General features: G+C 64.8%; 16 protein-coding genes and 3 rRNA genes. 8 read left to right on the top strand and 11 right to left on the bottom strand.

The window, feature by feature from the left end; all coding sequences use genetic code 11:
• Window positions 1–19: 19 nt before the first annotated feature.
• From rrf to AC5WJ1_RS07110, 3 genes are all read right to left on the bottom strand, one after another.
• Window positions 20–133, bottom strand: a 5S ribosomal RNA gene (gene rrf, locus AC5WJ1_RS07120).
• 115 nt (window positions 134–248) lie between these two features.
• A 23S ribosomal RNA gene (locus tag AC5WJ1_RS07115) occupies window positions 249–3,218 on the bottom strand.
• 334 nt (window positions 3,219–3,552) lie between these two features.
• Window positions 3,553–5,086: ribosomal RNA gene (locus AC5WJ1_RS07110) — 16S ribosomal RNA — on the bottom strand.
• Together the 16S, 23S and 5S rRNA genes form the textbook arrangement of a ribosomal RNA operon.
• A gap of 552 nt (window positions 5,087–5,638) precedes the next feature.
• On the opposite strand from AC5WJ1_RS07110, the gene AC5WJ1_RS07105 reads away from it, so the two are divergent.
• Together AC5WJ1_RS07105 and AC5WJ1_RS07100 are read left to right on the top strand one after the other, a co-directional pair.
• Window positions 5,639–6,379, top strand: coding sequence for a protein-L-isoaspartate(D-aspartate) O-methyltransferase (locus AC5WJ1_RS07105; RefSeq protein WP_240745954.1), 741 nt, complete (start codon window positions 5,639–5,641; stop codon window positions 6,377–6,379).
• A 15-nt stretch (window positions 6,380–6,394) separates the two neighbouring features.
• Window positions 6,395–8,806: a spermine/spermidine synthase domain-containing protein gene (locus AC5WJ1_RS07100; protein WP_195431305.1), complete on the top strand. Its 2,412-nt coding sequence runs from the start codon at window positions 6,395–6,397 to the stop codon at window positions 8,804–8,806.
• 15 nt (window positions 8,807–8,821) lie between these two features.
• Here AC5WJ1_RS07100 and AC5WJ1_RS07095 read toward each other — a convergent pair whose 3' ends face one another.
• Both AC5WJ1_RS07095 and pedF read right to left on the bottom strand, forming a co-directional pair.
• Complete coding sequence (locus AC5WJ1_RS07095; protein ID WP_195431308.1) at window positions 8,822–9,733, bottom strand: substrate-binding periplasmic protein; 912 nt, start codon at window positions 9,731–9,733, stop codon at window positions 8,822–8,824.
• 81 nt (window positions 9,734–9,814) lie between these two features.
• Window positions 9,815–10,288 (bottom strand): cytochrome c-550 PedF, encoded by a 474-nt coding sequence (gene pedF, locus AC5WJ1_RS07090; RefSeq protein ID WP_133098325.1) that lies wholly within the window; start codon window positions 10,286–10,288, stop codon window positions 9,815–9,817.
• Window positions 10,289–10,575: 287 nt separating this feature from the next.
• Between pedF and AC5WJ1_RS07085 the strand changes: the two genes are divergently transcribed.
• From AC5WJ1_RS07085 to pqqE, 6 genes are all read left to right on the top strand, one after another.
• Complete coding sequence (locus AC5WJ1_RS07085) at window positions 10,576–12,552, top strand: sigma-54-dependent Fis family transcriptional regulator (protein WP_494476458.1); 1,977 nt, start codon at window positions 10,576–10,578, stop codon at window positions 12,550–12,552.
• 222 nt (window positions 12,553–12,774) lie between these two features.
• The gene (pqqA, locus tag AC5WJ1_RS07080) at window positions 12,775–12,849 is read left to right on the top strand and encodes a pyrroloquinoline quinone precursor peptide PqqA (RefSeq protein WP_012355514.1); all 75 of its coding nucleotides are present in this window, start codon (window positions 12,775–12,777) and stop codon (window positions 12,847–12,849) included.
• Between the two features lie 85 nt (window positions 12,850–12,934).
• Window positions 12,935–13,852, top strand: a complete 918-nt coding sequence (pqqB, locus tag AC5WJ1_RS07075) for a pyrroloquinoline quinone biosynthesis protein PqqB (protein ID WP_195431313.1) — start codon at window positions 12,935–12,937, stop codon at window positions 13,850–13,852.
• Window positions 13,849–14,541: a pyrroloquinoline-quinone synthase PqqC gene (pqqC, locus tag AC5WJ1_RS07070; protein WP_494476457.1), complete on the top strand. Its 693-nt coding sequence runs from the start codon at window positions 13,849–13,851 to the stop codon at window positions 14,539–14,541. The genes pqqB and pqqC overlap by 4 nt, the downstream gene beginning before the upstream one ends.
• A gap of 5 nt (window positions 14,542–14,546) precedes the next feature.
• Window positions 14,547–14,819, top strand: coding sequence for a pyrroloquinoline quinone biosynthesis peptide chaperone PqqD (gene pqqD / locus AC5WJ1_RS07065; protein WP_195431427.1), 273 nt, complete (start codon window positions 14,547–14,549; stop codon window positions 14,817–14,819).
• Window positions 14,791–15,960 (top strand): pyrroloquinoline quinone biosynthesis protein PqqE, encoded by a 1,170-nt coding sequence (gene pqqE, locus AC5WJ1_RS07060; protein ID WP_494476456.1) that lies wholly within the window; start codon window positions 14,791–14,793, stop codon window positions 15,958–15,960. The genes pqqD and pqqE overlap by 29 nt, the downstream gene beginning before the upstream one ends.
• A gap of 17 nt (window positions 15,961–15,977) precedes the next feature.
• Here the strand turns inward: pqqE and AC5WJ1_RS07055 are convergent, their stop codons facing one another.
• The 6 genes from AC5WJ1_RS07055 to AC5WJ1_RS07030 all read right to left on the bottom strand — a co-directional run bounded on the left by AC5WJ1_RS07055 (window position 15,978) and on the right by AC5WJ1_RS07030 (window position 22,183).
• Window positions 15,978–16,298, bottom strand: a complete 321-nt coding sequence (locus AC5WJ1_RS07055) for a c-type cytochrome (protein ID WP_133098319.1) — start codon at window positions 16,296–16,298, stop codon at window positions 15,978–15,980.
• An 84-nt stretch (window positions 16,299–16,382) separates the two neighbouring features.
• Window positions 16,383–18,134, bottom strand: a complete 1,752-nt coding sequence (locus AC5WJ1_RS07050; protein WP_133098318.1) for a PQQ-dependent methanol/ethanol family dehydrogenase — start codon at window positions 18,132–18,134, stop codon at window positions 16,383–16,385.
• Window positions 18,135–18,342: 208 nt separating this feature from the next.
• Complete coding sequence (locus tag AC5WJ1_RS07045) at window positions 18,343–19,152, bottom strand: ABC transporter permease (RefSeq protein ID WP_133098317.1); 810 nt, start codon at window positions 19,150–19,152, stop codon at window positions 18,343–18,345.
• Window positions 19,153–19,162: 10 nt separating this feature from the next.
• Window positions 19,163–20,353: an ABC transporter substrate-binding protein gene (locus AC5WJ1_RS07040; protein WP_133098316.1), complete on the bottom strand. Its 1,191-nt coding sequence runs from the start codon at window positions 20,351–20,353 to the stop codon at window positions 19,163–19,165.
• Window positions 20,346–21,350, bottom strand: a complete 1,005-nt coding sequence (locus AC5WJ1_RS07035; RefSeq protein ID WP_494476455.1) for a PQQ-dependent catabolism-associated beta-propeller protein — start codon at window positions 21,348–21,350, stop codon at window positions 20,346–20,348. The genes AC5WJ1_RS07040 and AC5WJ1_RS07035 overlap by 8 nt, the downstream gene beginning before the upstream one ends.
• On the bottom strand, window positions 21,347–22,183 hold the full coding sequence (locus tag AC5WJ1_RS07030; RefSeq protein ID WP_133098314.1) for an ATP-binding cassette domain-containing protein: 837 nt from the start codon (window positions 22,181–22,183) through the stop codon (window positions 21,347–21,349). The genes AC5WJ1_RS07035 and AC5WJ1_RS07030 overlap by 4 nt, the downstream gene beginning before the upstream one ends.
• Window positions 22,184–22,305: the final 122 nt, after the last annotated feature.

Below are 22,305 nucleotides of genomic sequence, written 5' to 3'. Positions count from 1 at the left end.
GGGGTTTTGCACAATAAGAGCCTGGCGATGACCTACTTTCACACGGGTAATCCGCACTATCATCGGCGCGGAGTCGTTTCACGGACCTGTTCGGGATGGGAAGGGGTGGTTCCAACTCGCTATGGTCACCAGGCATGAGGGGTTGTGGCGCTGGGGTTCAAGCCAGCGTCACGAATCGGGATGTAGTTGGGGTTGTGCGTATCTGGCACAGACACGATCACACACACCAGGTGAAACACACTGGTTATAGGATCAAGCCTTACGGGCAATTAGTACTGGTTAGCTTAACGCATTACTGCGCTTCCACACCCAGCCTATCAACGTCCTGGTCTCGAACGACCCTTCAAGGAGGTCAAGCCTCCAGGGAATCCTCATCTTCAGGCGAGTTTCCCGCTTAGATGCTTTCAGCGGTTATCTCTTCCGTACATAGCTACCCTGCGATGCCTCTGGCGAGACAACAGGTACACCAGCGGTACGTCCACTCCGGTCCTCTCGTACTAGGAGCAGCCCCCGTCAAGATTCCAACGCCCACGGCAGATAGGGACCAAACTGTCTCACGACGTTTTAAACCCAGCTCACGTACCTCTTTAAATGGCGAACAGCCATACCCTTGGGACCGGCTACAGCCCCAGGATGAGATGAGCCGACATCGAGGTGCCAAACACCGCCGTCGATATGAACTCTTGGGCGGTATCAGCCTGTTATCCCCAGAGTACCTTTTATCCGTTGAGCGATGGCCCTTCCATTCAGAACCACCGGATCACTATGTCCTGCTTTCGCACCTGCTCGACTTGTCGGTCTCGCAGTTAAGCACGCTTTTGCCATTGCACTTTAGGTACGATGTCCGACCGTACCAAGCGTACCTTCGAACTCCTCCGTTACACTTTGGGAGGAGACCGCCCCAGTCAAACTGCCTACCATGCACTGTCCCGACCCGGATTCACGGGCCAAGGTTAGAACCTCAAACAAACCAGGGTGGTATTTCAAGGACGGCTCCACGTGAACTGGCGTCCACGCTTCAAAGCCTCCCACCTATCCTACACAGATCGGTTCAAAGTCCAATGCAAAGCTACAGTAAAGGTTCATGGGGTCTTTCCGTCTAGCCGCGGGGAGATTGCATCATCACAAACACTTCAACTTCGCTGAGTCTCGGGAGGAGACAGTGTGGCCATCGTTACGCCATTCGTGCAGGTCGGAACTTACCCGACAAGGAATTTCGCTACCTTAGGACCGTTATAGTTACGGCCGCCGTTTACCGGGACTTCAATCAAGAGCTTGCACCCCATCATTTAATCTTCCGGCACCGGGCAGGCGTCACACCCTATACGTCCACTTTCGTGTTTGCAGAGTGCTGTGTTTTTATTAAACAGTCGCAGCCACCATTTTATTGCAACCCCTTCACCCTTCTGGCGCAGGCCAGTCAAGCTACCAGGGCGTACCTTATCCCGAAGTTACGTACCAATTTGCCGAGTTCCTTCTCCCGAGTTCTCTCAAGCGCCTTAGAATACTCATCTCGCCCACCTGTGTCGGTTTGCGGTACGGTCTCGTATGACTGAAGCTTAGAGGCTTTTCTTGGAACCACTTCCAATTGCTTCGCAGCACTAGGCCGCTCGCCCCACATCCTTGAATCCCGCGCCCGGATTTGCCTGAGCGCCTTCTCCAATGCAGGGACCGGGACTTCCAACACCCGGACAACCTTCCGCGATCCGTCCCCCCATCGCATCATACGACGGTGCAGGAATATTAACCTGCTTCCCATCAGCTACGCATCTCTGCCTCGCCTTAGGGGCCGACTCACCCTACGCCGATGAACGTTGCGTAGGAAACCTTGGGCTTACGGCGAGGGGGCCTTTCACCCCCTTTATCGCTACTCATGTCAGCATTCGCACTTCTGATACCTCCAGCATCCTTTACAAGACACCTTCACAGGCTTACAGAACGCTCTCCTACCACGCGTGCGCTCCTTTAAATCCACTAGCATTGGCCACCACGATCATTGTGGGTGGCTTTGTCGATGCTGCGCATCGACAAGCTTGGTGCACTTAAAGGAACGCACGCGTCCGCAGCTTCGGTATATAGCTTAGCCCCGTTACATCTTCCGCGCAGGACGACTCGATCAGTGAGCTATTACGCTTTCTTTAAAGGGTGGCTGCTTCTAAGCCAACCTCCTGACTGTTTTAGCCTTCCCACTTCGTTTCCCACTTAGCTATATTTGGGGACCTTAGCTGGCGGTCTGGGTTGTTTCCCTCTTGACACCGGACGTTAGCACCCGATGTCTGTCTCCCGTGATTGCACTCTTCGGTATTCGGAGTTTGCTATGGCGGGGTAATCAGCAATAGACCCCCCAACCATGACAGTGCTCTACCCCCGAAGGTGAGACACGAGGCACTACCTAAATAGTTTTCGGAGAGAACCAGCTATTTCCAGATTTGTTTAGCCTTTCACCCCTATCCACAGCTCATCCCCTAACTTTTCAACGTTAGTGGGTTCGGTCCTCCAGTACGTGTTACCGCACCTTCAACCTGGCCATGGATAGATCATCTGGTTTCGGGTCTACACCCAGCGACTCAACGCCCTGTTCGGACTCGCTTTCGCTACGCCTGCCCTAATCGGTTAAGCTTGCCACTGAATGTAAGTCGCTGACCCATTATACAAAAGGTACGCCGTCACCCGTTTCCAGGCTCCGACTGTTTGTATGCATGCGGTTTCAGGATCTATTTCACTCCCCTCCCGGGGTTCTTTTCGCCTTTCCCTCACGGTACTGGTTCACTATCGGTCGATCACGAGTATTTAGCCTTGGAGGATGGTCCCCCCATCTTCAGACAGGATTTCACGTGTCCCGCCCTACTTGTCGTACACCTAGTTCCACAACGCTGTTTTCGCATACAGGGCTATCACCTGCTAGGGCCGGGCTTTCCATCCCGTTCTGCTAACAACACTGCTAAAGAGTACAAGGCTCTTCCCATTTCGTTCGCCACTACTTTGGGAATCTCGGTTGATTTCTGTTCCTGCAGCTACTTAGATGTTTCAGTTCGCCGCGTTCGCTTCCCACACCTATGGATTCAGTGTGGGATGACCCATACGGGCCGGGTTTCCCCATTCGGACATCTCCGGATCAAAGCTCGTTTGCCAGCTCCCCGAAGCTTTTCGCAGGCTACCGCGTCCTTCATCGCCTGTGATCGCCAAGGCATCCACCACATGCACTTGTTCGCTTGACCCTATAACAAGTGTGTCTCAAGCTTGCGCTCATGACACCGCTCACTACAGGTTGAGTTCTCGCATTTGTGCCGTATTCCAAGTCATCTTTCGATCACTTTAAATACATTTTGGTTGATACAATCACAACCCGGTATCGCGTGTTGTACTGCAGCGTCTCATCAACGCTCGCGCGACACCTTTACTACATCCCATATTGTTAAAGAACAGCCGACTTTCGTCGCTTGGCAATGCCAAATGAAAACACTCAGCAACGAGTGCTTTCATTTGGCCACCTGGCCTTCAACCAACAAACTACCGATAAGTGTGGACGCTCAACGTAGGATGCACGCTCTGAAAGGAGGTGATCCAGCCGCACCTTCCGATACGGCTACCTTGTTACGACTTCACCCCAGTCATGAACCCTGCCGTGGTAATCGCCCTCCTTGCGGTTAGGCTAACTACTTCTGGCAAAACCCACTCCCATGGTGTGACGGGCGGTGTGTACAAGACCCGGGAACGTATTCACCGCGGCATGCTGATCCGCGATTACTAGCGATTCCAGCTTCACGTAGTCGAGTTGCAGACTACGATCCGGACTACGATGCGTTTTCTGGGATTAGCTCCCCCTCGCGGGTTGGCAACCCTCTGTACGCACCATTGTATGACGTGTGAAGCCCTACCCATAAGGGCCATGAGGACTTGACGTCATCCCCACCTTCCTCCGGCTTGTCACCGGCAGTCTCTCTAGAGTGCTCTTGCGTAGCAACTAGAGACAAGGGTTGCGCTCGTTGCGGGACTTAACCCAACATCTCACGACACGAGCTGACGACAGCCATGCAGCACCTGTGTCCACTTTCCCTTTCGGGCACCTAAGGCATCTCTGCTTCGTTAGTGGCATGTCAAGGGTAGGTAAGGTTTTTCGCGTTGCATCGAATTAATCCACATCATCCACCGCTTGTGCGGGTCCCCGTCAATTCCTTTGAGTTTTAATCTTGCGACCGTACTCCCCAGGCGGTCAACTTCACGCGTTAGCTACGTTACTGAAGAAATGAATCCCCAACAACTAGTTGACATCGTTTAGGGCGTGGACTACCAGGGTATCTAATCCTGTTTGCTCCCCACGCTTTCGTGCATGAGCGTCAGTGACGTCCCAGGGGGCTGCCTTCGCCATCGGTATTCCTCCACATCTCTACGCATTTCACTGCTACACGTGGAATTCTACCCCCCTCTGACATACTCTAGCCTGACAGTCACAAGCGCCATTCCCAAGTTGAGCTCGGGGATTTCACGCCTGTCTTATCAAACCGCCTGCGCACGCTTTACGCCCAGTAATTCCGATTAACGCTCGCACCCTACGTATTACCGCGGCTGCTGGCACGTAGTTAGCCGGTGCTTATTCTTCCGGTACCGTCATCCACGCCAGGTATTAACCAGCGCGATTTCTTTCCGGACAAAAGTGCTTTACAACCCGAAGGCCTTCTTCACACACGCGGCATTGCTGGATCAGGGTTGCCCCCATTGTCCAAAATTCCCCACTGCTGCCTCCCGTAGGAGTCTGGGCCGTGTCTCAGTCCCAGTGTGGCTGATCGTCCTCTCAGACCAGCTACTGATCGTCGCCTTGGTAGGCTCTTACCCCACCAACTAGCTAATCAGACATCGGCCGCTCCTGTAGCGCGAGGCCGTTACCGGTCCCCCGCTTTCACCCTCAGGTCGTATGCGGTATTAGCTAATCTTTCGACTAGTTATCCCCCACTACAGGGCACGTTCCGATGTATTACTCACCCGTTCGCCACTCGCCACCAGGCCGAAGCCCGTGCTGCCGTTCGACTTGCATGTGTAAGGCATGCCGCCAGCGTTCAATCTGAGCCAGGATCAAACTCTTCAGTTCAATCTCTGTGTGGGTCCGAAGACCCTCGCTCTTTCGAGCGGTCGCTCACTCTCAGAAAACTGACTGACCAGATCCGAAGACCCAGTCACGTTTTGCTGTGCGAGCACTGTATAACTTGTAAGCTAAAAGACCGAAGTCTTTCGCATCCGTTATCAAGCGCCCACACTTATCGGTGTTTGTTTGTTAAAGAACTTGCGCGATTCGCTTTGCTTGTCGCGTCGCTGTTTTGTCAGCAGCGAAGAAACGAGATCTTAAAGAATTTTCTACGATTTAGCAACTACTTTCGAGAACTTTCTTTTTCCGACCGGCGCTGCCAGCCGAAGTAAATCTCAAACAACCAATTCCCCTGCCATGCTTGCATTGCTGCTTGCGCTGCAGGAGGGGGCGAATATTAGTGCCTCAGAAAGAAAGTGGCAAGCCTTTTTCAAAAAACACTGAAAGTGCCCTGGTTTCCACTTTCTTGTTCATGTGCATCATCCGCCGGGCCGGAGCCCTTAGACGCGCGCCTTTTCGTGACTACGATGTCCATAAGGCAACCTACCGCTGCTTGCCGTGAAACCGTCACCCGCCCTTTTTCTGCTCGCCGCCGCCCTGGCCGTGGCGCTGCCATGGCGCAGCGCCGGCGCGCAGGACGCAAGCGCGGCCGAGCGCGCCGACATGGTGAAGGAGATCGCCGCCATCGCGGCCGAAACCGGCGCAACCAGCGGCAGGCACACGCTGGACCGGCGCGTCATGGCGGTGATGGGCCAGGTGCCGCGGCACGAGTTCGTCCCGGATGCGCAGAAGCCGTACGCCTATCACAACCGTCCATTGCCCATCGGCCATGGCCAGACCATCTCGCAGCCCTATATCGTCGGGCTGATGACGGACCTGCTGATGGCAAAGCCCGGCGATACCGTGCTGGAGATCGGCACCGGCTCGGGCTACCAGGCGGCTGTGCTGGCCGGACTGGTCAAGGCGGTCTACACCATCGAGATCATCGAGCCGCTGGGACGGCAGGCCTGTGACCGGCTTAAGCGGCTGGCCTACCAGCAAGTGGCATGCAAAGTCGGCGATGGCTACTACGGCTGGGAGGAGCACGCGCCGTATGACGCCATCGTCGTCACCGCTGCGGCCAGCCATGTGCCGCCTCCGTTGATCCGCCAGCTCAAGCCAGGTGGCCGCATGGTGATCCCGGTGGGCGCGCAGTTCATGACGCAATACCTGCTGCTGGTCGAGAAGGCCGCCGACGGCGCCGTGTCCACCCGGCAGATCCTGCCGGTCAGGTTCGTGCCGCTGGTCAGAAAGCCATAGTGCGCCGCCGGCACCATGCCACGACCGCCGCTGCTTGCCCTGGCCCTGTTGTCCGCCGCCGCGCTGGGCTATGAACTCCTGCTGATGCGGCTGCTTTCCATCATCCTGTGGCACCACTTCGCCTACATGATGATCAGCGTCGCCTTGCTTGGCTATGGCGCGGCCGGCGCGCTGGTCGCCTTCGCACGGCCGGTGCTGCTGCGCCATTTCATGCCGGCGTTCGTGGCGGGCGCCCTGCTCTTCGGCGCCACCGCGATGGCCTGTTTCGCGATTGCCCAACTGGTCGCGTTCAATCCGCTCGAAATCCTGTGGGAGCCATCGCAGCCGCTGCGCCTGCTGCTGCTCTACCTGCTGCTGTTCGTGCCGTTTTTCTGCGCGGCGACCAGCGTCTGCCTGGTGTTTTCGCGCTTCGACACGCAAATCCACCGCGTGTACAGCTTCGACATCCTGGGTGCGGGGCTGGGTTGCCTTGGGATCATCGTGGCGCTGTTCGCCTTGAGCCCGGTGGGGGCGCTGCGGCTGGTCAGCGCCGCAGGCATGGCGGCGGCCGCGCTGGCGTGCGTGGAATGCCGCTGGCATCGCCGATGGTTGCCGGCGTTCCTGCTGATGGCGGCGATGGTGCCGGCTGCCGTGCCTGGAGCATGGATCGCGCTGCGGCCATCCGAGTACAAGGAACTGAGCCAGCTGCTGCGCATCGGCGATGCACGCTTGGTGGCCCAGCGCTCCAGTCCGCTCGGGCTGGTCACGGTAGTGGAAAGCCCGTCGATCCCGCTGCGTCACGCGCCCGGGTTGAGCCTGAATGCCAGCACCGAGCCGCCGCCGCAACTGGCCGTGCTGACGGACGGCGACGGGCTCAGCGCGCTCAACCGCTATGACGGCCGGCGCGAGCCGCTGGCCTACCTTGGCGACCTCACCTCTGCCCTGCCGTTCCACCTGCTGCAAAACCCTAAGGTGCTGGTGCTGGGCAGTGGCGCCGGAGCGGACGTCCTGCAGGCGATCTGGCATCACGCCAGCGCCGTCGATGCGGTGGAGCTGAATCCGCAGGTGATCGAACTGGTCCAGGGCCGCTTTGCCGCGTTCTCCGGCAAACCCTACAGCGCACCGGGCGTGCGCGTCTTTACCGGCGAGGCGCGCGGCTTCCTGGCGGCGAGCAAGGACCGCTACGACCTGATCCAGGTCGCCTTGCTCGACTCGTTCAGCACGTCCTCGGCGGGTCTGTATGCGCTGTCCGAGAGCTATCTCTATACCGTGGAAGCCTTCCAGGGCTACCTGCGCCATCTTCGCCCCGGCGGCATGCTGGCGATCACGCGCTGGGTCACGCTGCCGCCGCGCGATATTCCCAAGCTGTTCGCCACCGCCGTGGCGGCGATGGAAGGAATGGACGTGCCCGCGCCTGCGCTGCGCTTGGTGCTGATCCGCGGCTGGAAGACGGCAACGCTGCTGGTGAAGAACGGCGCATTCGACGCGGCGGAGCTTGCCGCGCTGCAGGCCTTCTGCCGCGCCCGTTCATTCGACGTCGAATACTTTCCCGGCATCCAGGCAAGCCAGGCGAATCGCTACAACGTGCTCGACAAGCCTTACTTCTTCGAAACTGCGCAAGCCCTGCTCGGTCCCGAACGTGCGCGCTTCCTGTCGGAATACAAGTTCGACGTGCGGCCCGCAACCGACGACAAACCCTATTTCTTCCATTTCTTCAAATGGCGCACGCTGCCTGAATTGCTGGCGCTGAAGTCGCAGGGCGGCCTGCCGCTGCTGGAATGGGGTTATCCGGTGCTGGTCGCCACGCTGCTGCAGGCCACCGCCGCGGCGTTGCTGCTGATCGTGGTCCCGCTGCGAGTACTCCGACGGCGCCCCCCCGTCACCACAAACGGCAGCCAGCGTCCGCACGCATGGCGCGTCGGCTTCTATTTCCTTGCAGTCGGCGTCGGCTTCATGTTCGTCGAGATCGCCTTCATCCAGAAATTCATCCTGTTCCTGAGCCATCCACTGTATGCGGTCGCGGTGGTGCTGTGTGCCTTCCTCTGCTTCGCCGGCCTCGGCAGCCGCTACTCGCAACGCCTCCCTGCACGCGATGGGCGCCAGGCGATGCTGGCGATCACCGGCATCTGGGTGGTATCGCTGCTCTACCTCGTGGCGCTGCCCGCCGTATTCAGGCTGCTGATCGCGTTGCCCGATCCGGCCCGGATTGCCGTCGCGGTACTGCTGATCGCGCCGCTGGCGTTCCTGATGGGCATGCCCTTTCCGCTCGGCCTGAGCCGGGTCGCGGCCGGCGACGAAGCGCTGGTGCCGTGGGCCTGGGGCATCAACGCCTGCGCATCCGTAGTGGCGGCGGTGCTGGCCACGCTGGTTGCCATCCATGCCGGCTTTACCGTGGTGATCCTGGTGGCGCTGCTGTTGTACTTTGCTGCAGCGCTGGCCTGCCCATGACGGCCCGCCCGCGCTTCACGGCTCCTGCATTGTGACCCCATAGCCGGCAAAGATGCGCGCCAGTTCGCCCTTGCGCCGCAGCGCGTCCAGTGCAATCTCCAGCGATTGCGCCAGTTCCTTGTCGCCGGCCTTGATCGCCATGCCGACGGCCCAGCCGCGCGGCGGCAACAGCGGCGAGCTGACGTCCGCCGTGCCAAAGCGCGCCGCGGACTGGCCGGCGGCCCGCAGCGCGCTCTCGTATTGCGCGCGGGTCACCATCGCGGCGGCGATCTCGCCGGCGAAGAGCGCGCGCAGCGCCTGGGCGGCCTCGGGGTAGATCTTCACCTTGTCGCGCAAGGCACCGCCCGCGCCGGACAGCAGCGCGTTGGCGCCGGCAGAGCCAGCCGCCGCGCCGGCGGGCTGGCCCGCCAGGCCGTCCAGGCTGCGCACGTCCGGCAGGCGCTCGCGGTCGCGCACCAGCACGAAGGTCTCGCGGTAGTAAGGCGCGAAGATCAGCGCCTTGTCGTTGGCGCGCATGAAGGCGCGGTCGACCGGCACGTGCAGCATCACGTCCGCCGGGCCGTAGCCGAGGTAGTGGCCGCGCCACACCATCGAGCGCAGGTCATCGGACATGTTCTCGTCGGCATCGAACGGCAGCAGCGACACCGAGACCCCCAGTTCGCTGGCCAGGGCCCGGGCCAGCGCCACGTCGATTCCTTCGTACTGGCTGCCCGCCGCCGCCGAGAAAGGCGGCAGGCCCTTGTAGACCGCGACCTTGAGCGAGCCGTTCTGGCGGATCCTGGCAAGGTCGGCCAATGCCGGCTGCGTGCCGAGCAGCGCGCCGGCCGCCAGCAAGGCGACGCAAAGCCGGCGCCGGGTCGATGCCGGTGCGGCGGGTGCGGCAGGGGTCTGGCAAAGCCTCTGGCCACTGACTGGGCTGGCAGGCATGAGGTCTCTCCTGGAATCGAATGACGATGGTTGTCGGAGCAGCAAGACGAATGGCACGGCCTGCGGGACCGTGCGCGGCCCTCACTCGCGCCGGGATTCCAGGTAGGTCTTGATTGCCCACACCGCTTCCTGGCTCAGCACGCCTTCGAACGGCGGCATATAGACGCGCCCGTCGCGTGTGCGGCCCTTGCGCACGGTGGTGGTGTAGAACTGCGAGATCTCGCCCATGCAGGCCTGCTTCTTCTTGGCATCGGCCAGCGACACGCAGTCGCCGTCGAGCTTGCGCAGGTCGGGGGCGATGCCGCCGGACACCGCTTCCAGGCCGTGGCAGCGCGCGCAGTTCTGGTTGTAGGCCGAGCTGCCGATGCGCTGCGCTTCCTGTTGCGCGGCGCCGGCGCGGTAGGGATTGTCCGGACGCCATTCGTCGCCAAGCTGTGGCAGGGCCTTGGTGTCGACGGCCTGTGGCGTGACGTCGCCGTGCGCGAGCGCGGTGGACGGTGCGGCAAGGGCCGCGCAAAGCGATAGCAAGGCAAGCAGATGGCGCTGCGTGTTCATGGATGTCTCCTGCGGTGAATGGGTGTTGTGTTTGACGGCATTTCCGCAAGAGCCATACCAGCGGGTGCGGCACGCGCCAGACCGGACGCGGAACCGCGTCGCAGCAGCACTTGCCGGGGCCGGTCCTGCCGCAGCGGCACCAGTCATCGCCGCGCCGGTGTCCCGGATTGCCACACTCTGGCAAGCGTCTTGCTTCATGGCGCAACACTGTCGGACACGCGCCCGCTGAAGGCGCCGGCAGCGACCCGCGCAAAGATCGCGGGCGACCTTCCACAGGAGACACAGAAATGACCATCCAAGCCGCACCGGCGGGTGAACCCGCGCAACCCGAGCGCGCCGAACTGATTGCCCAGGCCCACCAGCGCTCCGCTTCCTACGGACTGCGCCCCTATGAGTCGCCGGATTTCTGCCCGGTGCTGCAGAGCGAACTGAAGACCCGCATCGAACGCAGCCAGTCACTGTTCACCTATGCGCTGCCGGTGATGGAAACGCTGTACGACCAGATCGTGAACACCCAGAGCATGGTGATCCTGACCGACGCCGATGGCCTGATCCTGCACTCGCTGGGCGACGACGACTTCCTGGCCCGCGCCGACAAGGTGGCGCTGCGCGCCGGCGCGGACTGGTCGGAAGCGTCCCGCGGCACCAACGCGATCGGCACCGCGCTGGCCGAGAACCGGGCCACGCTGGTCCATGGCGCCGACCACTTCCTGGAGGCCAACCAGTTCCTGACCTGCTCCTGCATGACCATCCTCGATCCCTACGGCAAGACCGTCGGCGCGCTCGATGTGACCGGCGACCAGCGCGGTTTCCACAAGCACACCATGGCGCTGGTGCGGATGTCGGCGCAGATGATCGAGAACCAGTTGTTCGGCAATGCTTTCCGCGACATGGTGTGCATCCGCTTCCATTCGCGCGCGGAGTTCCTGGGCACGCTGGTGGAGGGCATCGTGTCGTTCACGCCGGGCGGGCGCTTCCTGTCGGCCAACCGCAGCGGGCAGTTCCAGTTGGGCCTGTCCAACGGCGCGCTGCAGGCGCATACCTTCTCGTCGCTGTTCGGCCTGTCGATGTCGCAGCTGTTCGATGTGGTGCGCGCCGCACAGGCGGGCATGGTGCAGCTGCAGTTGCCCAGCGGCGTCAAGGTCAGCGCGCGCGTGGAATGGAAGACCGGCCGGGCCGCGGTGCCCGGCGTGGACGAGGCGCGCCCCGATGCGCACGACGCCGTCATGGCGCCACAGCGCCTGCGCGCCCACCCGTCCGGGCCCGCGGGGCCGGAAGGGCTGGATGACCTGGACACCGGCGACACGCAGATCCGGGCCGTGATCGGCAAGCTCCGCAAGGTGATCGGCAAGGACATCCCGGTGATGGTGCTGGGCGAGACCGGCACCGGCAAGGAACTGATGGCGCGCGCCATCCACGCCGACAGCCCGCGCCGCGCCGGACCGTTCATCGCGGTGAACTGCGCGTCGATCCCCGAGAACCTGATCGAGTCGGAGCTGTTCGGCTACGAGGAAGGCGCCTTCACCGGCGCCCGCAAAAAGGGCGGCATCGGCAAGATGCTGCTGGCCAACGGCGGCACGCTGTTCCTGGACGAGATCGGCGACATGCCGCTGCACCTGCAGGGACGGCTGCTGCGGGCGCTGCAGGAGCGCGCGGTGCAGCCGCTAGGCAGCAGCAAGGTGATCCATATCGATGTTTCGCTGGTGTGCGCCACCAACCGCAACCTGCGCGAGATGGTCGCCGGCGGGCAGTTCCGCGAGGACCTGTACTACCGCCTCAACGGCATGGTGGTGCGGCTGCCCGCGCTGCGCGAGCGCAGCGACCTGGACGTGGTGGCGGGCAAGCTGCTGCGCCAGGAGCGAACCGCCGGCGTGCCGCCCCGCATCAGGGACTCGGTGATGGAGATGTTCCGCGCCTACCACTGGCCGGGCAATATCCGCCAGCTCGGCAACCTGCTGCGCACCGCCCGGCTGATGGCGGAAGGCGAAGCCGAGATCACTGAAGACCACCTGCCCGACGATTTCCTGGACGACCTGCGCGAACGGCAGGCGCGCGCGGCCACGCCGGCTGCCCATGCCCTGGCGAGCGCGCCGCCGGCCGCACAGCCGACGCGGCTGGCCGAGGTCGAGGTCCAGGCCATCGTCGCCACCGTCAGGGCCCACCACGGCAATATCTCGGCGGCGGCCAAGGCGCTGGGCATTTCGCGCAATACCGTCTACCGCAAGATGGAAGAGGCGCGCGGGCTGCCGCACCAGCCCGGTTGAGCGCGCCCGCCACGATGCAGTGGTGTCCCGTTCCTGGACAGGTGTCCCATTTTGAAACAGTCGTGACACAGGGAGCAGGCGCGCACGGGCATCGGCCAGGCCTTCACCCGGCGGCATGATGCGAGGAAATCCCGGGCATGGATGTTGCCTCGAGAAGGATGCGGCAGCCAGCCTGCCGCGCCACAACGATATTCACTAACCACGCCATCCAAGGAGAGAGACATGACCTGGACCACCCCCGCCTACACCGAGCTGCGGCTGGGCTTCGAGATCACGATGTATATCGCCAACCGCTGATCGCGCCCCGGACAGGCGCAACGCCCGCGTTGCCGGGCCGCGCGCCTGCTCCGTGACGCCATGCCCACGACCAAGCGCTCGCGCCATGACAATCATCCGGGTACTGGGGTCGGCCGCCGGCGGCGGCTTCCCGCAGTGGAACTGCAACTGCCACAACTGCGACGGCGTGCGCCGCGGCACCGTGCGCGCCACGCCGCGCACGCAGTCGTCGATCGCGCTGTCCGGCGACGGGCCGGACGCGATCCTGGTCAACGCCTCGCCCGACATCCTGCAGCAGCTACGCCAGACGCCGGCGCTGCAGCCGGCGCGCGCGCCGCGCGACAGCGCCATCGCGGCGGTGCTGCTGATGGACGCGCAGATCGACCACGTCACCGGCCTGCTGATGCTGCGCGAGCACTGCCACGCCTTGCCGCTCTATGCGACCGCGGCGGTCCTCGACGACCTTGGCGCGGCCTTTCCGCTGACCCGCATGCTGTCGCACTACTGCGGCGTGCAGACGCACGCGCTGCCTTGCGACGGCACGCCGTTCACCGTGCCGCCGCTGGCGGGCATGCGGCTCACTGCCGTGCCGCTGCAAAGCAAGGCCCCGCCCTATTCCCCCAGCCGCAACGCCCCGCGCGCCGGCGACAACATCGGCCTGCGCATCGAAGACTGCCGCAGCGGCCGCCGCGCATTCTATGCGCCCGGCCTCGGCAGCGTCGACGACCGCGTCTTTGCGGAACTGCGCGACGCCGACGTCGTGCTGGTCGACGGCACCTTCTGGCGCGAGGACGAGATGCAGGCGCTCGGCTTCTCCGCCAAGGCCGCCGCCGACATGGGCCACCTGCCGCTGTCCGGCCCCGGCGGCATGATCGAAATCCTCGACCGGCTGCCCGCCGCCCGCAAGATCCTTATCCACATCAACAACACCAACCCCGTGCTGGTGGAAGACTCGCCCGAACGCGCCGAGCTGGCGCGGCACGGCATCGAGCTGGCCTGCGACGGCATGGAGATCGCGCTATGACACATCCCATTGCATGGAGCCCCGCGGAGTTCGAGGCCCGCCTGCGTGCCAAGGAAAGCGGCTACCACATCCACCATCCGTTCAACCGGCGCATGGCCGCGGGGGAGTGTTCGCCCGCGCAGATCCGCGCGTGGGTGGCAAACCGCTTCTACTACCAGGCGAATATCCCGCTGAAGGATGCTGCGATCCTGTCCAACTGCCCCGACCGCGACACGCGCCGGCAATGGATCGTGCGCATCCTCGACCATGACGGCACCGACATCGTGCCTGGCGGCATCGAAGCCTGGCTGAGGCTGGGCCAGGCCGTCGGGCTGGAGCGTGACGCGCTGCTGGACCAGCGGCACGTGCTGCCGGGCGTGCGCTTTGCCGTCGACGCTTACGTCAACTTCGGCCGCCGCGCGCCGTGGCAGGAAGCGGTGTGCTCGTCGCTGACCGAGATGTTTGCGCCGGAGATCCACAAGGAGCGGCTGGCGGGCTGGCCCACGCATTACCCATGGATCGAGGCCGCCGGGCTGGACTATTTCCGTTCGCGCATCCCGCTGGCGCAGCGCGACGTCGACCATGGCCTGCGCGTGACGCTGGATTTCTTCCGTACGCCGGAACAACAGCAGCGCGCGCTCGACATCCTGCAGTTCAAGCTCGACGCCCTCTGGTCGATGCTCGACGCCATCCAGCACGCCCAGCCATGACAGCCATGACAGCCAACGCGCCAGACCTCGCCCGCCCGCTGCTGCACCGGACCTTCCGGCTGCAATGGGAAGAGGCGCAGCAGAGCTGGGTGCTGCTCTACCCGGAAGGCATGGTCACCCTCAACGACAGCGCCGCCGCGATCTTGCAGCGCTGCGACGGCGGCCATACGCTCGACATGCTGATCGACGACCTGCAGTCCGCATTCGGCGTGCAGGGCATCGCCCCGGAGGTACACGCCTTTGTCAAACATGCGACCGAACGCGGCTGGCTGGTCTGACGCCACCACCCTCGCACCGCCCGGCCCGCCGCTGTGGCTGCTGGCCGAGCTGACCTACCGCTGTCCGCTGCACTGCGCCTTCTGCTCGAACCCGGTTGACTATGCCCGGCACACGGCCGAGCTCGACACCGCGCAGTGGTGCGACGTATTCAGCCAGGCACGCGCGCTGGGCGCCGTTCAGCTCGGCCTGTCGGGCGGCGAGCCGCTGCTGCGCAAGGACCTGGAACAACTGGTGCGGCATGCGCATGGCCTGGGCTTCTATACCAACCTCGTCACCTCGGGCGTGGGCCTGACCGACGCCAGGCTCGCGGCGTTGCGCGAGGCCGGGCTGGACCATATCCAGCTGTCCTTCCAGGACTCCACGCGCGAGCTCAACGACTTCCTGTCCAGCACCCGCACCTTTGACCTGAAGCAGCGCGTTGCCCGGATGATCAAGGCGCACGCCTACCCGATGGTGATGAACTGCGTGCTGCACCGGCACAACCTGCCGCATGTCGGCACCATCATCGAGATGGCGCTGCAGATGGGAGCGGAATACCTGGAGCTGGCCAATACCCAGTACTACGGCTGGGCGTGGGAGAACCGGCTTGCGCTGCTGCCCACGCGCGAGCAGTTGCTGGAGGCCGAGGCCGTGGTCAGGGAATACCGCGCGCGCATCGGCAAGCGCTGCCAGGTCCTGTTCGTGGTGCCCGACTATTTCGAGGACCGGCCCAAGAAGTGCATGAATGGCTGGGGCACGACCTTCCTGGGCGTGGCGCCCGACGGGACCGCCCTGCCGTGCCATGCGGCGCGCATGCTGCCGGGGCTGGCGCTGCCGAATGTGACGACGCAGGGGTTGCGCGAGATCTGGCGCGACAGCGAGGCATTCCGCCGCTTTCGCGGCACGGCATGGATGCAGGAACCGTGTCGGTCCTGCGACCACCGCGAGGAGGACTACGGCGGCTGCCACTGCCAGGCCTTCCTGCTGACCGGCGACCCCGCCGCCACGGACCCGGTCTGCGAGCGCTCCGCCGACCACGGCAAGGTCAGCAAGATCGTGCTGCAGGGACGGCTGGCGGCCCTGCATCCGCGTGGCGAAGGCGAGCCGATGGTGTTCCGCAGCGATGGCAACTCCCTGCGCCTGAGCGCTGCGCGCAAGTAAAGAAAGCTCCCGCGTTCCTACCCTGCGTTCAACACCCACTCCGCGAGCTGCTTCGCATCCGCCTCGCCGAGATTCCCATGCGCCGGCATCGGCACCGGCCCCCACACCCCCTTGCCGCCTTCGCGGATCTTCCTGGCCAGCCGCCCGGCTGCCTGGCTGTCCCCTTTGTATTTCGCCGCCACTTCGGCGAAGCCGGGCCCCACCAGTTTCGACTGCATGCCGTGGCAGGCAAAGCAGCCGTTCTTGTCGGCCAGTGCCTGCATCTCGGCCGCCGTGCCCGCCTGCGCCGCGCAAGGCAGCAGTACCGCCGCTGCCAGCGCCATCCATTCCTTCTTCATACCCTTGTCTCGCTGTTTCGTTCTGCCGGCACGCCGGCATCGGCATCGCGATGCCAGCGTGCATGCCCATCGACTAGCCCGCGTTCAGCTCTTGTGCAGCTTGAACACCCACACCGATCCGCCCTGCTCCAGGAAATTCACCCGCTTGGCGACTTCCCCGCCCCACAGCGGCACCGCGCCGCCCCAGCCCGATACCACGGCCACATACTGCTCGCCGTTGTCCTCCCACGTGACCGGCGGCGCCACCACGCCGCTGCCGGTCTGGAACTTCCACAGTTCCTTGCCGGTCCGCGCGTCGGCTGCCTTCAGGTAGCCCTCCGGCGTGCCCCAGAACACCAGGCCGCCGGCGGTGGTCATCGCGCCGCCCCACAGCGGCGCGCCGTTCTTCGCCTCCCAGACGATCTTGCCGGTCTTGGGATTGATCGCGCGCAGCGCGCCGATGTAGTCCTGGTTCAGCGGCTGGATGGTGAAGCCCGCGCCCAGGAAAGCCGCCCCCTTCTTGTAGCTGACCGGCTCGTTCCAGATGTCCATGCCCCATTCGTTGGCCGGCACATAGAACAGGCCGGTCTGCGGGCTGTAGGCCATCGGCTGCTGGTTCTTGCCGCCGAGGAAGCCGGGCGCGGCGAACACGGACTTGCCCTTCTTCGCGTCGGCGACGGCGGCCGGGTCGCCGGGACGGCCTTCGCTGATAAAGTCGGGCCGGCCGGTCTTCAGGTCGATGCCGCTGGCCCAGGTGATCTTCCTGACGAAGGGAAAGGCGTTGACCAGCTTGCCGCTGCGCGCGTCGTTGACATAGAAGAAGCCATTGCGGTCGGCCTTGCCGCCCATGCGCTTGCCATCGAGGTCGAAGGTCACGAACTCATTGACGCCGTCGAAGTCCCAGCCGTCGTTCGGCGTGTTCTGGTAGTGCCAGACGATCTTGCCGGTGGCCGGATCGATCGCCACCGTCGACGCGGAGTAGAGATTGTCGCCCTTGCGGATATGGCTGTTCCACGGCCCCGGGTTGCCCGTGCCGAAGTACACCAGCCCGGTGGCCGGATCATAGGTGCCGCCCAGCCAGGTGGCAGCGCCGCCGGTCTTCCAGGTCTCGCCAGGCCAGCTGGCGTTCTCGGCACCGGTCACGCCGATCTCGGTCTTGTTGCCGTCCTTGTCGTACTTGTACCCCATGTGGCCTTCCACGACCGGGCGCGACCACACCAGTTGGCCGGTTTTGGCATCGCGCGCATCGACGCGGCCGACCACGCCGAATTCGCCGCCCGAGATGCCGGTCAGCACCATGCCCTTGACGATCAGCGGCGCGGCCGTGTACGAGTAGCCGGCCGCGTAGTCCTCCAGCTTTTCCTTCCACACCACCTTGCCGGTCTTCTGGTCCAGCGCCACCAGCTGCGCATCCAGCGTACCGAAGATGACCAGGTTGTCGTAGAGTGCCGCGCCGCGGTTCACCACGTCGCAGCACGGCATGATGCCTTCGGGCAGGCGGTGCTCGTACTTCCACAGCTTGGCGCCGGTCTTCAGGTCGAGCGCGTAGATGCGCGAATACGATGCCGTCACGAACATCTTGCCGTCGTGGATCAGCGGCTGCGCTTCCTGGCCGCGCTGCTTCTCGCCGCCAAACGAGAACGACCACGCCGGCACGAGGTTGCCGACGTTCTTCGTATTGATGCGCGCCAGCGTGGAGTAGCGCTGCCCTTGCGGGCCCATGCCCCACGACAGCACGTCGCCGGGGGTCTTTGCGTCGTTCTCGATCATGGCGTCGGTCACCGCCGCCTGCGCGGCCACGCTGGCCGTAGCGGCCGCGACTGCCGTGGCAACCATCACTGCTCGTAACGTCCTCATTGCCTTCTCCTCTCTTTGTTTTGGTTTCCCACCGGTGCGCCAATGCACCACACACCAGACACGAACACGGCAATTCCCATGCCAATCGGATTGCCGCGCGAGCACGCCGGATGCGGCCGCATTGCGTGCCGGCGGCCGTGTCACCACGCAACACTGCGTTGCACCTGCTCCAGATCTGAACAGCCATCCATGCCGGGCGCGGCACGGTTCAAGCCTGCCCCCGGCGGGCCATGCCGCGCTGCGGGTCGTAGCCGTGCAGCGCCAGTGCAAAGAACACTGCCGCGCAGCCTGCCACCACCGCCAGGCTTACCGGAGCCACCTGCCCGTACAGCGCGAAGCGGATGGCCTCGACCGCATGCGTGAAGGGGTTGAAGCGCGCGAGCTGATAGACGATCTCCGCCCCCGATTCCTGCAGCTTCCACAGCGGATACAGCGCCGAGCTGACAAAGAACATCGGAAAGATCACGAAATTCATGGTGCCGGCAAAGTTCTCGAGCTGGCGCACATGGACCGACAGCAGCAGTCCCAGCGCGCCCAGCATCAGCGCAGCCAGCGCCATGGCGCCGCTTGCAAGCAGCAGGTGCAGCGGCTCGAAGCGGATGCCGAACATCATCGCCACCAGCAGGAACCCGGCCATCTGCAGCAGCGACAGCACCGTGCCCGCCACCAGCTTGCAGCCGAGCAGCCAGCCGCGCGGCAACGGTGCGGTCAGCAGCAGGCGCATCACGCCCATCTCGCGGTCGTACACCATCGCCAGCGACGACTGCATGCCGTTGAACAGCGCGATCATGCCGAGCAGCCCGGGCGCCACGTAGACCTTGTATTCGATGTAGGTCTCATACGGCGGCGCGATCGCGACGCCGAGCGCATTCTGGAAGCCGGCCGCGAACACCAGCAGCCACAGCAGCGGCCGCACCAGCGACGACAGCAGGCGCCCGGGCTGGCGCAGGTACTTGCGCAGCTCGCGCCCGCAGACGGCGCGCAGCGCGCGCCAGCGATGGATCAGCACGGTGGCCATGGGTTGCGCCTTACGAGGACGGGGCGCGGCACGGGGTGTCGGCCTCGTCCGCGCCCAGGGTGTCGAGGTTGTTCTTCGGGTGCAGCACGCCTTCCACCGGTGCCACGGCAACGACGCCGTCGGGGTGCGCCAGCATGACCGGCTGGCGCAACTGGCGGTCCCAGTGCCGGAACGACAGCGGCGGGCCCTTGAAGCCGTCCACCACCACCTTGCCGGTGACCAGCGCCTGTGCCTGCGCGGCAAAGCCGGCCTTCGGCTGCCTTGCCACGCTTTCCGCGATCGCCTTGATGGCCACCCATGCGGCCCAGTCGTAGCCCGTCATCGGGCGCCCCGCCGCGCGCGTGAAGCGCCGGTTGAGCTGCGGCCCGCCATTGCGCTCCCAGGCCCAGTGCCAGGCCTGGGCGCCGAGGCCGCTGGCACCCGCCACGGGGCGCGGCAGCTGCGTGGCATAGGGCACGCCGCGGGCAAACTCGCCGTCGGCATCGGCGACCACCACCACGTCGTAGTCGGTGCCGCTGGTCAGCAGGTTCAGGTTGGCCTGGTCGCGTTCGCGCGGATCGTTGGACAGCCTGAACGTCCGTTGCGCCGACCACGCGATGCCGAAGCGGCGCGCGGACTGGACCAGCGCGTCGCGCTGCGCCGCGTCGCCCGCCGACGGGCCGCTCAGCAGCAGCGCGCGGCGCCACTTGCGCTGCGCCAGGTACTGCATCAGGGCGTCGGCGCGCATGCGCAGGCTGGGCAGCGTGTGCAGCAGCACGGGCGAACAGGCGGCGCCGCGCAGGTCGTCGTCATGGGCCGAGACGTTGAACAGCAGGGCTTCGCCCGGCCTGACGGCGGCCGCCGCCTGCCGCACCGACGCGGCCGGCAGGTCGAGCAGGATAAAGCGCGTGCCCTGCCGCGCCAGTGCCGCGACCATAGTCCCGACTTCGGCTTCGCTGCGCGCTTCCTGCGCATCGAGCCTGAGCGACTGGCCCATCGCCTCCAAGGCGAAACGCGCCTCCGACGCCGCCACCTGTGCGCCGTCGAGTGCCCGGCCTTGCGGCTGGCCCGGATAGCGCTGCGCGAGGCGGCGGGGTTCATGGCGTGGATCGCCGGCCAGCGACACCACCGCCACGCGCACCTCTGCGGCCTGCACGGTAGCCGCGAGCAGGCCAAATGCGGCGGCAACCGCCTGGCAGCGCGAGCGCAGGCGTTCAGTCATCGATCGCTACCGAGTGCGGCACCCGGCCCGCCCTGAGGGTTGCGATCGCCTTGCCGCTGGCGGCATCCACCACGCTGACATCGTCCGACAGGCCGTTGGCGACATAGAGCCTGGCGTTGTCGCGGCTCAGCGCCAGCCCCCAAGCGCGCCGGCCGACCAGCACATAGTCCAGCACCCGGCGCGACGCCACGTCCACCACCGCCACGTGATTGGCACGCCCGAGCCCGACATAGGCACGCGTGCCGTCGCTGCTGGCCGCCATCCCCACCGGGGTCACATCCCCGGCGCGGAAGCCCCGCGGCGTGAAGTGGATGGTATGGGCCACCTCCAGCGTATCGGTGCGGATCACGCTGACGCTGGCGGACAGCTCGTTCGAGACCCACAACTCCTTGCCGTCGCGCAACAGCAGCAGCCGGCGCGGCCGGTTGCCGACCTGGATATTGCTCACCACCTTGCGCGTGGCCACGTCGATCACGTGGACCAGGTTGGCCACCTCCGAGGTCACGTAGACCCGCTTGCCGTCCGCGCTGACCTTGACGCCCTCCGGCTCCTCGCCCACCTTGACCGCGAACACGCGCCTGCCCGAAGCGGTGTCGTAGGCCGAGAGCAGGCCATCCTCTTCGTTCGAGACATAGAGCATGCGGCCGTCCAGGCTCAGGTCGAACAGCTCAGGGTCGTCGCCCACCGGCAGCGAAGCCAGCGTCTTGCGGCTGGCCACGTCGACCACGTCGACGCGGTGGTCGTCGCTGCAGGCTACATACAGGCGCGCACGATCGGGCGAGAGCTGCAGGTGGCGCGGCCGCTTGCACTGGCGCCACACGGCCAGCTGCTGCCGGCTGCGCGCATCGAAGGCGGCAATGGCATCGTCCTTCTCGCTCGACACGAACACCTGGCCAGTGGCCACGCGCGCCGCTTCGGCCAGCCCGGCGGCCACCAGCAATGCCGTCACCAGCAGCAGCGTGATGGCGAACCACTTGGGCGATGGCATCTGGTTCATGCGGGGACGCTCCTTTCGGGGTTGTTGGCAGAAGCGGCGGCGGAAGCGGCGACAGAAGCGGCCGGTGCCCGCGTCATGGCCAGGAACGCGCTCTCAACGTCGTCGCGCCCGGCCGCGTCGCGCAGCGCCGCCGGCGTGCCATCGAAGCGCACGGTGCCGCGGTCCAGCACGATCACGCGGCCGGCGTGCTCCACCTCCTGCACCAGGTGCGTGGCCCACAGCACACCGGCCTGCGCCTGCGCGGCGAGGCGCCTGGCCATGCCGACCAGCTGCGCCCGCGAAGCCGGGTCGAGGCCCACGGTGGGCTCATCCAGCAGCAGCAGCGCCGGTTCGTGCAGCAGCGCTCGCGCCAGCTCCACCTTGCGCCGGTTGCCGCCGGACAGCTCGCGCACCGGCGCGTGCGCCCGCGCGGCCAGGCCGAAGTCATCGAGCAACCGGGCGATGCGCTGCGTGGCGACACGACGCGGCAGCCCGTGCAGGTCCGCGTGGAAGCGCAGGTTGGCCAGGACCGGCAGGTCCAGGTCGATGGCCGGCTGCTGGAACACGATGCCCAGGCGCGCCAGCGCGCGCACCGGATCGCGCCCCATGTCGTGCCCGAGCATATCGCTGCCCAGCACCGTCACGCGCCCGGCATCGGCGACGAACAGGCCGCTGAGGATCTGGAACAGCGTGGTCTTGCCGGCCCCGTTGGGACCGAGCAGCGCCACGAACTCGCCGCGCCGCACGGTGAGCGAGACCCCGTCCAGCGCCACGCGCGCGCCGAACGCCTTGCGCACGCCCGCGCAGTACAGCGCCAGCGGCGCGTCGGTAGCGGTGATGTCAGCCAAAGCCATGCTCCCGGGATGGTGGTCGGCCTCACAGGTCGGCGTTCCGCAACAGGCCGGGGGTGTTTCCCGATGCCCGCGGTACGGAACCTGCTCACTCCTCAGCCAGTTCGATTTCAGGTGCCGCCCGA

It is taken from the genome of Cupriavidus sp. MEYA8 (genome assembly GCF_059278825.1).
This window is presented reverse-complemented; position numbering and strand designations above follow the sequence as displayed.

Excerpts from the sequence above, each read along its gene's own strand:
- AC5WJ1_RS07100 (WP_195431305.1), top strand. The coding sequence starts at position 6,395 with ATGCCACGACCGCCGCTGCTTGCCCTGGCCCTGTTGTCCGCCGCCGCG.
- AC5WJ1_RS07095 (WP_195431308.1), bottom strand. The coding sequence starts at position 9,733 with ATGCCTGCCAGCCCAGTCAGTGGCCAGAGGCTTTGCCAGACCCCTGCC.
- pedF (WP_133098325.1), bottom strand. The coding sequence starts at position 10,288 with ATGAACACGCAGCGCCATCTGCTTGCCTTGCTATCGCTTTGCGCGGCC.
- AC5WJ1_RS07085 (WP_494476458.1), top strand. The coding sequence starts at position 10,576 with ATGACCATCCAAGCCGCACCGGCGGGTGAACCCGCGCAACCCGAGCGC.
- pqqB (WP_195431313.1), top strand. The coding sequence starts at position 12,935 with ATGACAATCATCCGGGTACTGGGGTCGGCCGCCGGCGGCGGCTTCCCG.
- pqqC (WP_494476457.1), top strand. The coding sequence starts at position 13,849 with ATGACACATCCCATTGCATGGAGCCCCGCGGAGTTCGAGGCCCGCCTG.
- pqqD (WP_195431427.1), top strand. The coding sequence starts at position 14,547 with ATGACAGCCAACGCGCCAGACCTCGCCCGCCCGCTGCTGCACCGGACC.
- pqqE (WP_494476456.1), top strand. The coding sequence starts at position 14,791 with ATGCGACCGAACGCGGCTGGCTGGTCTGACGCCACCACCCTCGCACCG.
- AC5WJ1_RS07055 (WP_133098319.1), bottom strand. The coding sequence starts at position 16,298 with ATGAAGAAGGAATGGATGGCGCTGGCAGCGGCGGTACTGCTGCCTTGC.
- AC5WJ1_RS07050 (WP_133098318.1), bottom strand. The coding sequence starts at position 18,134 with ATGAGGACGTTACGAGCAGTGATGGTTGCCACGGCAGTCGCGGCCGCT.
- AC5WJ1_RS07045 (WP_133098317.1), bottom strand. The coding sequence starts at position 19,152 with ATGGCCACCGTGCTGATCCATCGCTGGCGCGCGCTGCGCGCCGTCTGC.
- AC5WJ1_RS07040 (WP_133098316.1), bottom strand. The coding sequence starts at position 20,353 with ATGACTGAACGCCTGCGCTCGCGCTGCCAGGCGGTTGCCGCCGCATTT.
- AC5WJ1_RS07035 (WP_494476455.1), bottom strand. The coding sequence starts at position 21,350 with ATGAACCAGATGCCATCGCCCAAGTGGTTCGCCATCACGCTGCTGCTG.
- AC5WJ1_RS07030 (WP_133098314.1), bottom strand. The coding sequence starts at position 22,183 with ATGGCTTTGGCTGACATCACCGCTACCGACGCGCCGCTGGCGCTGTAC.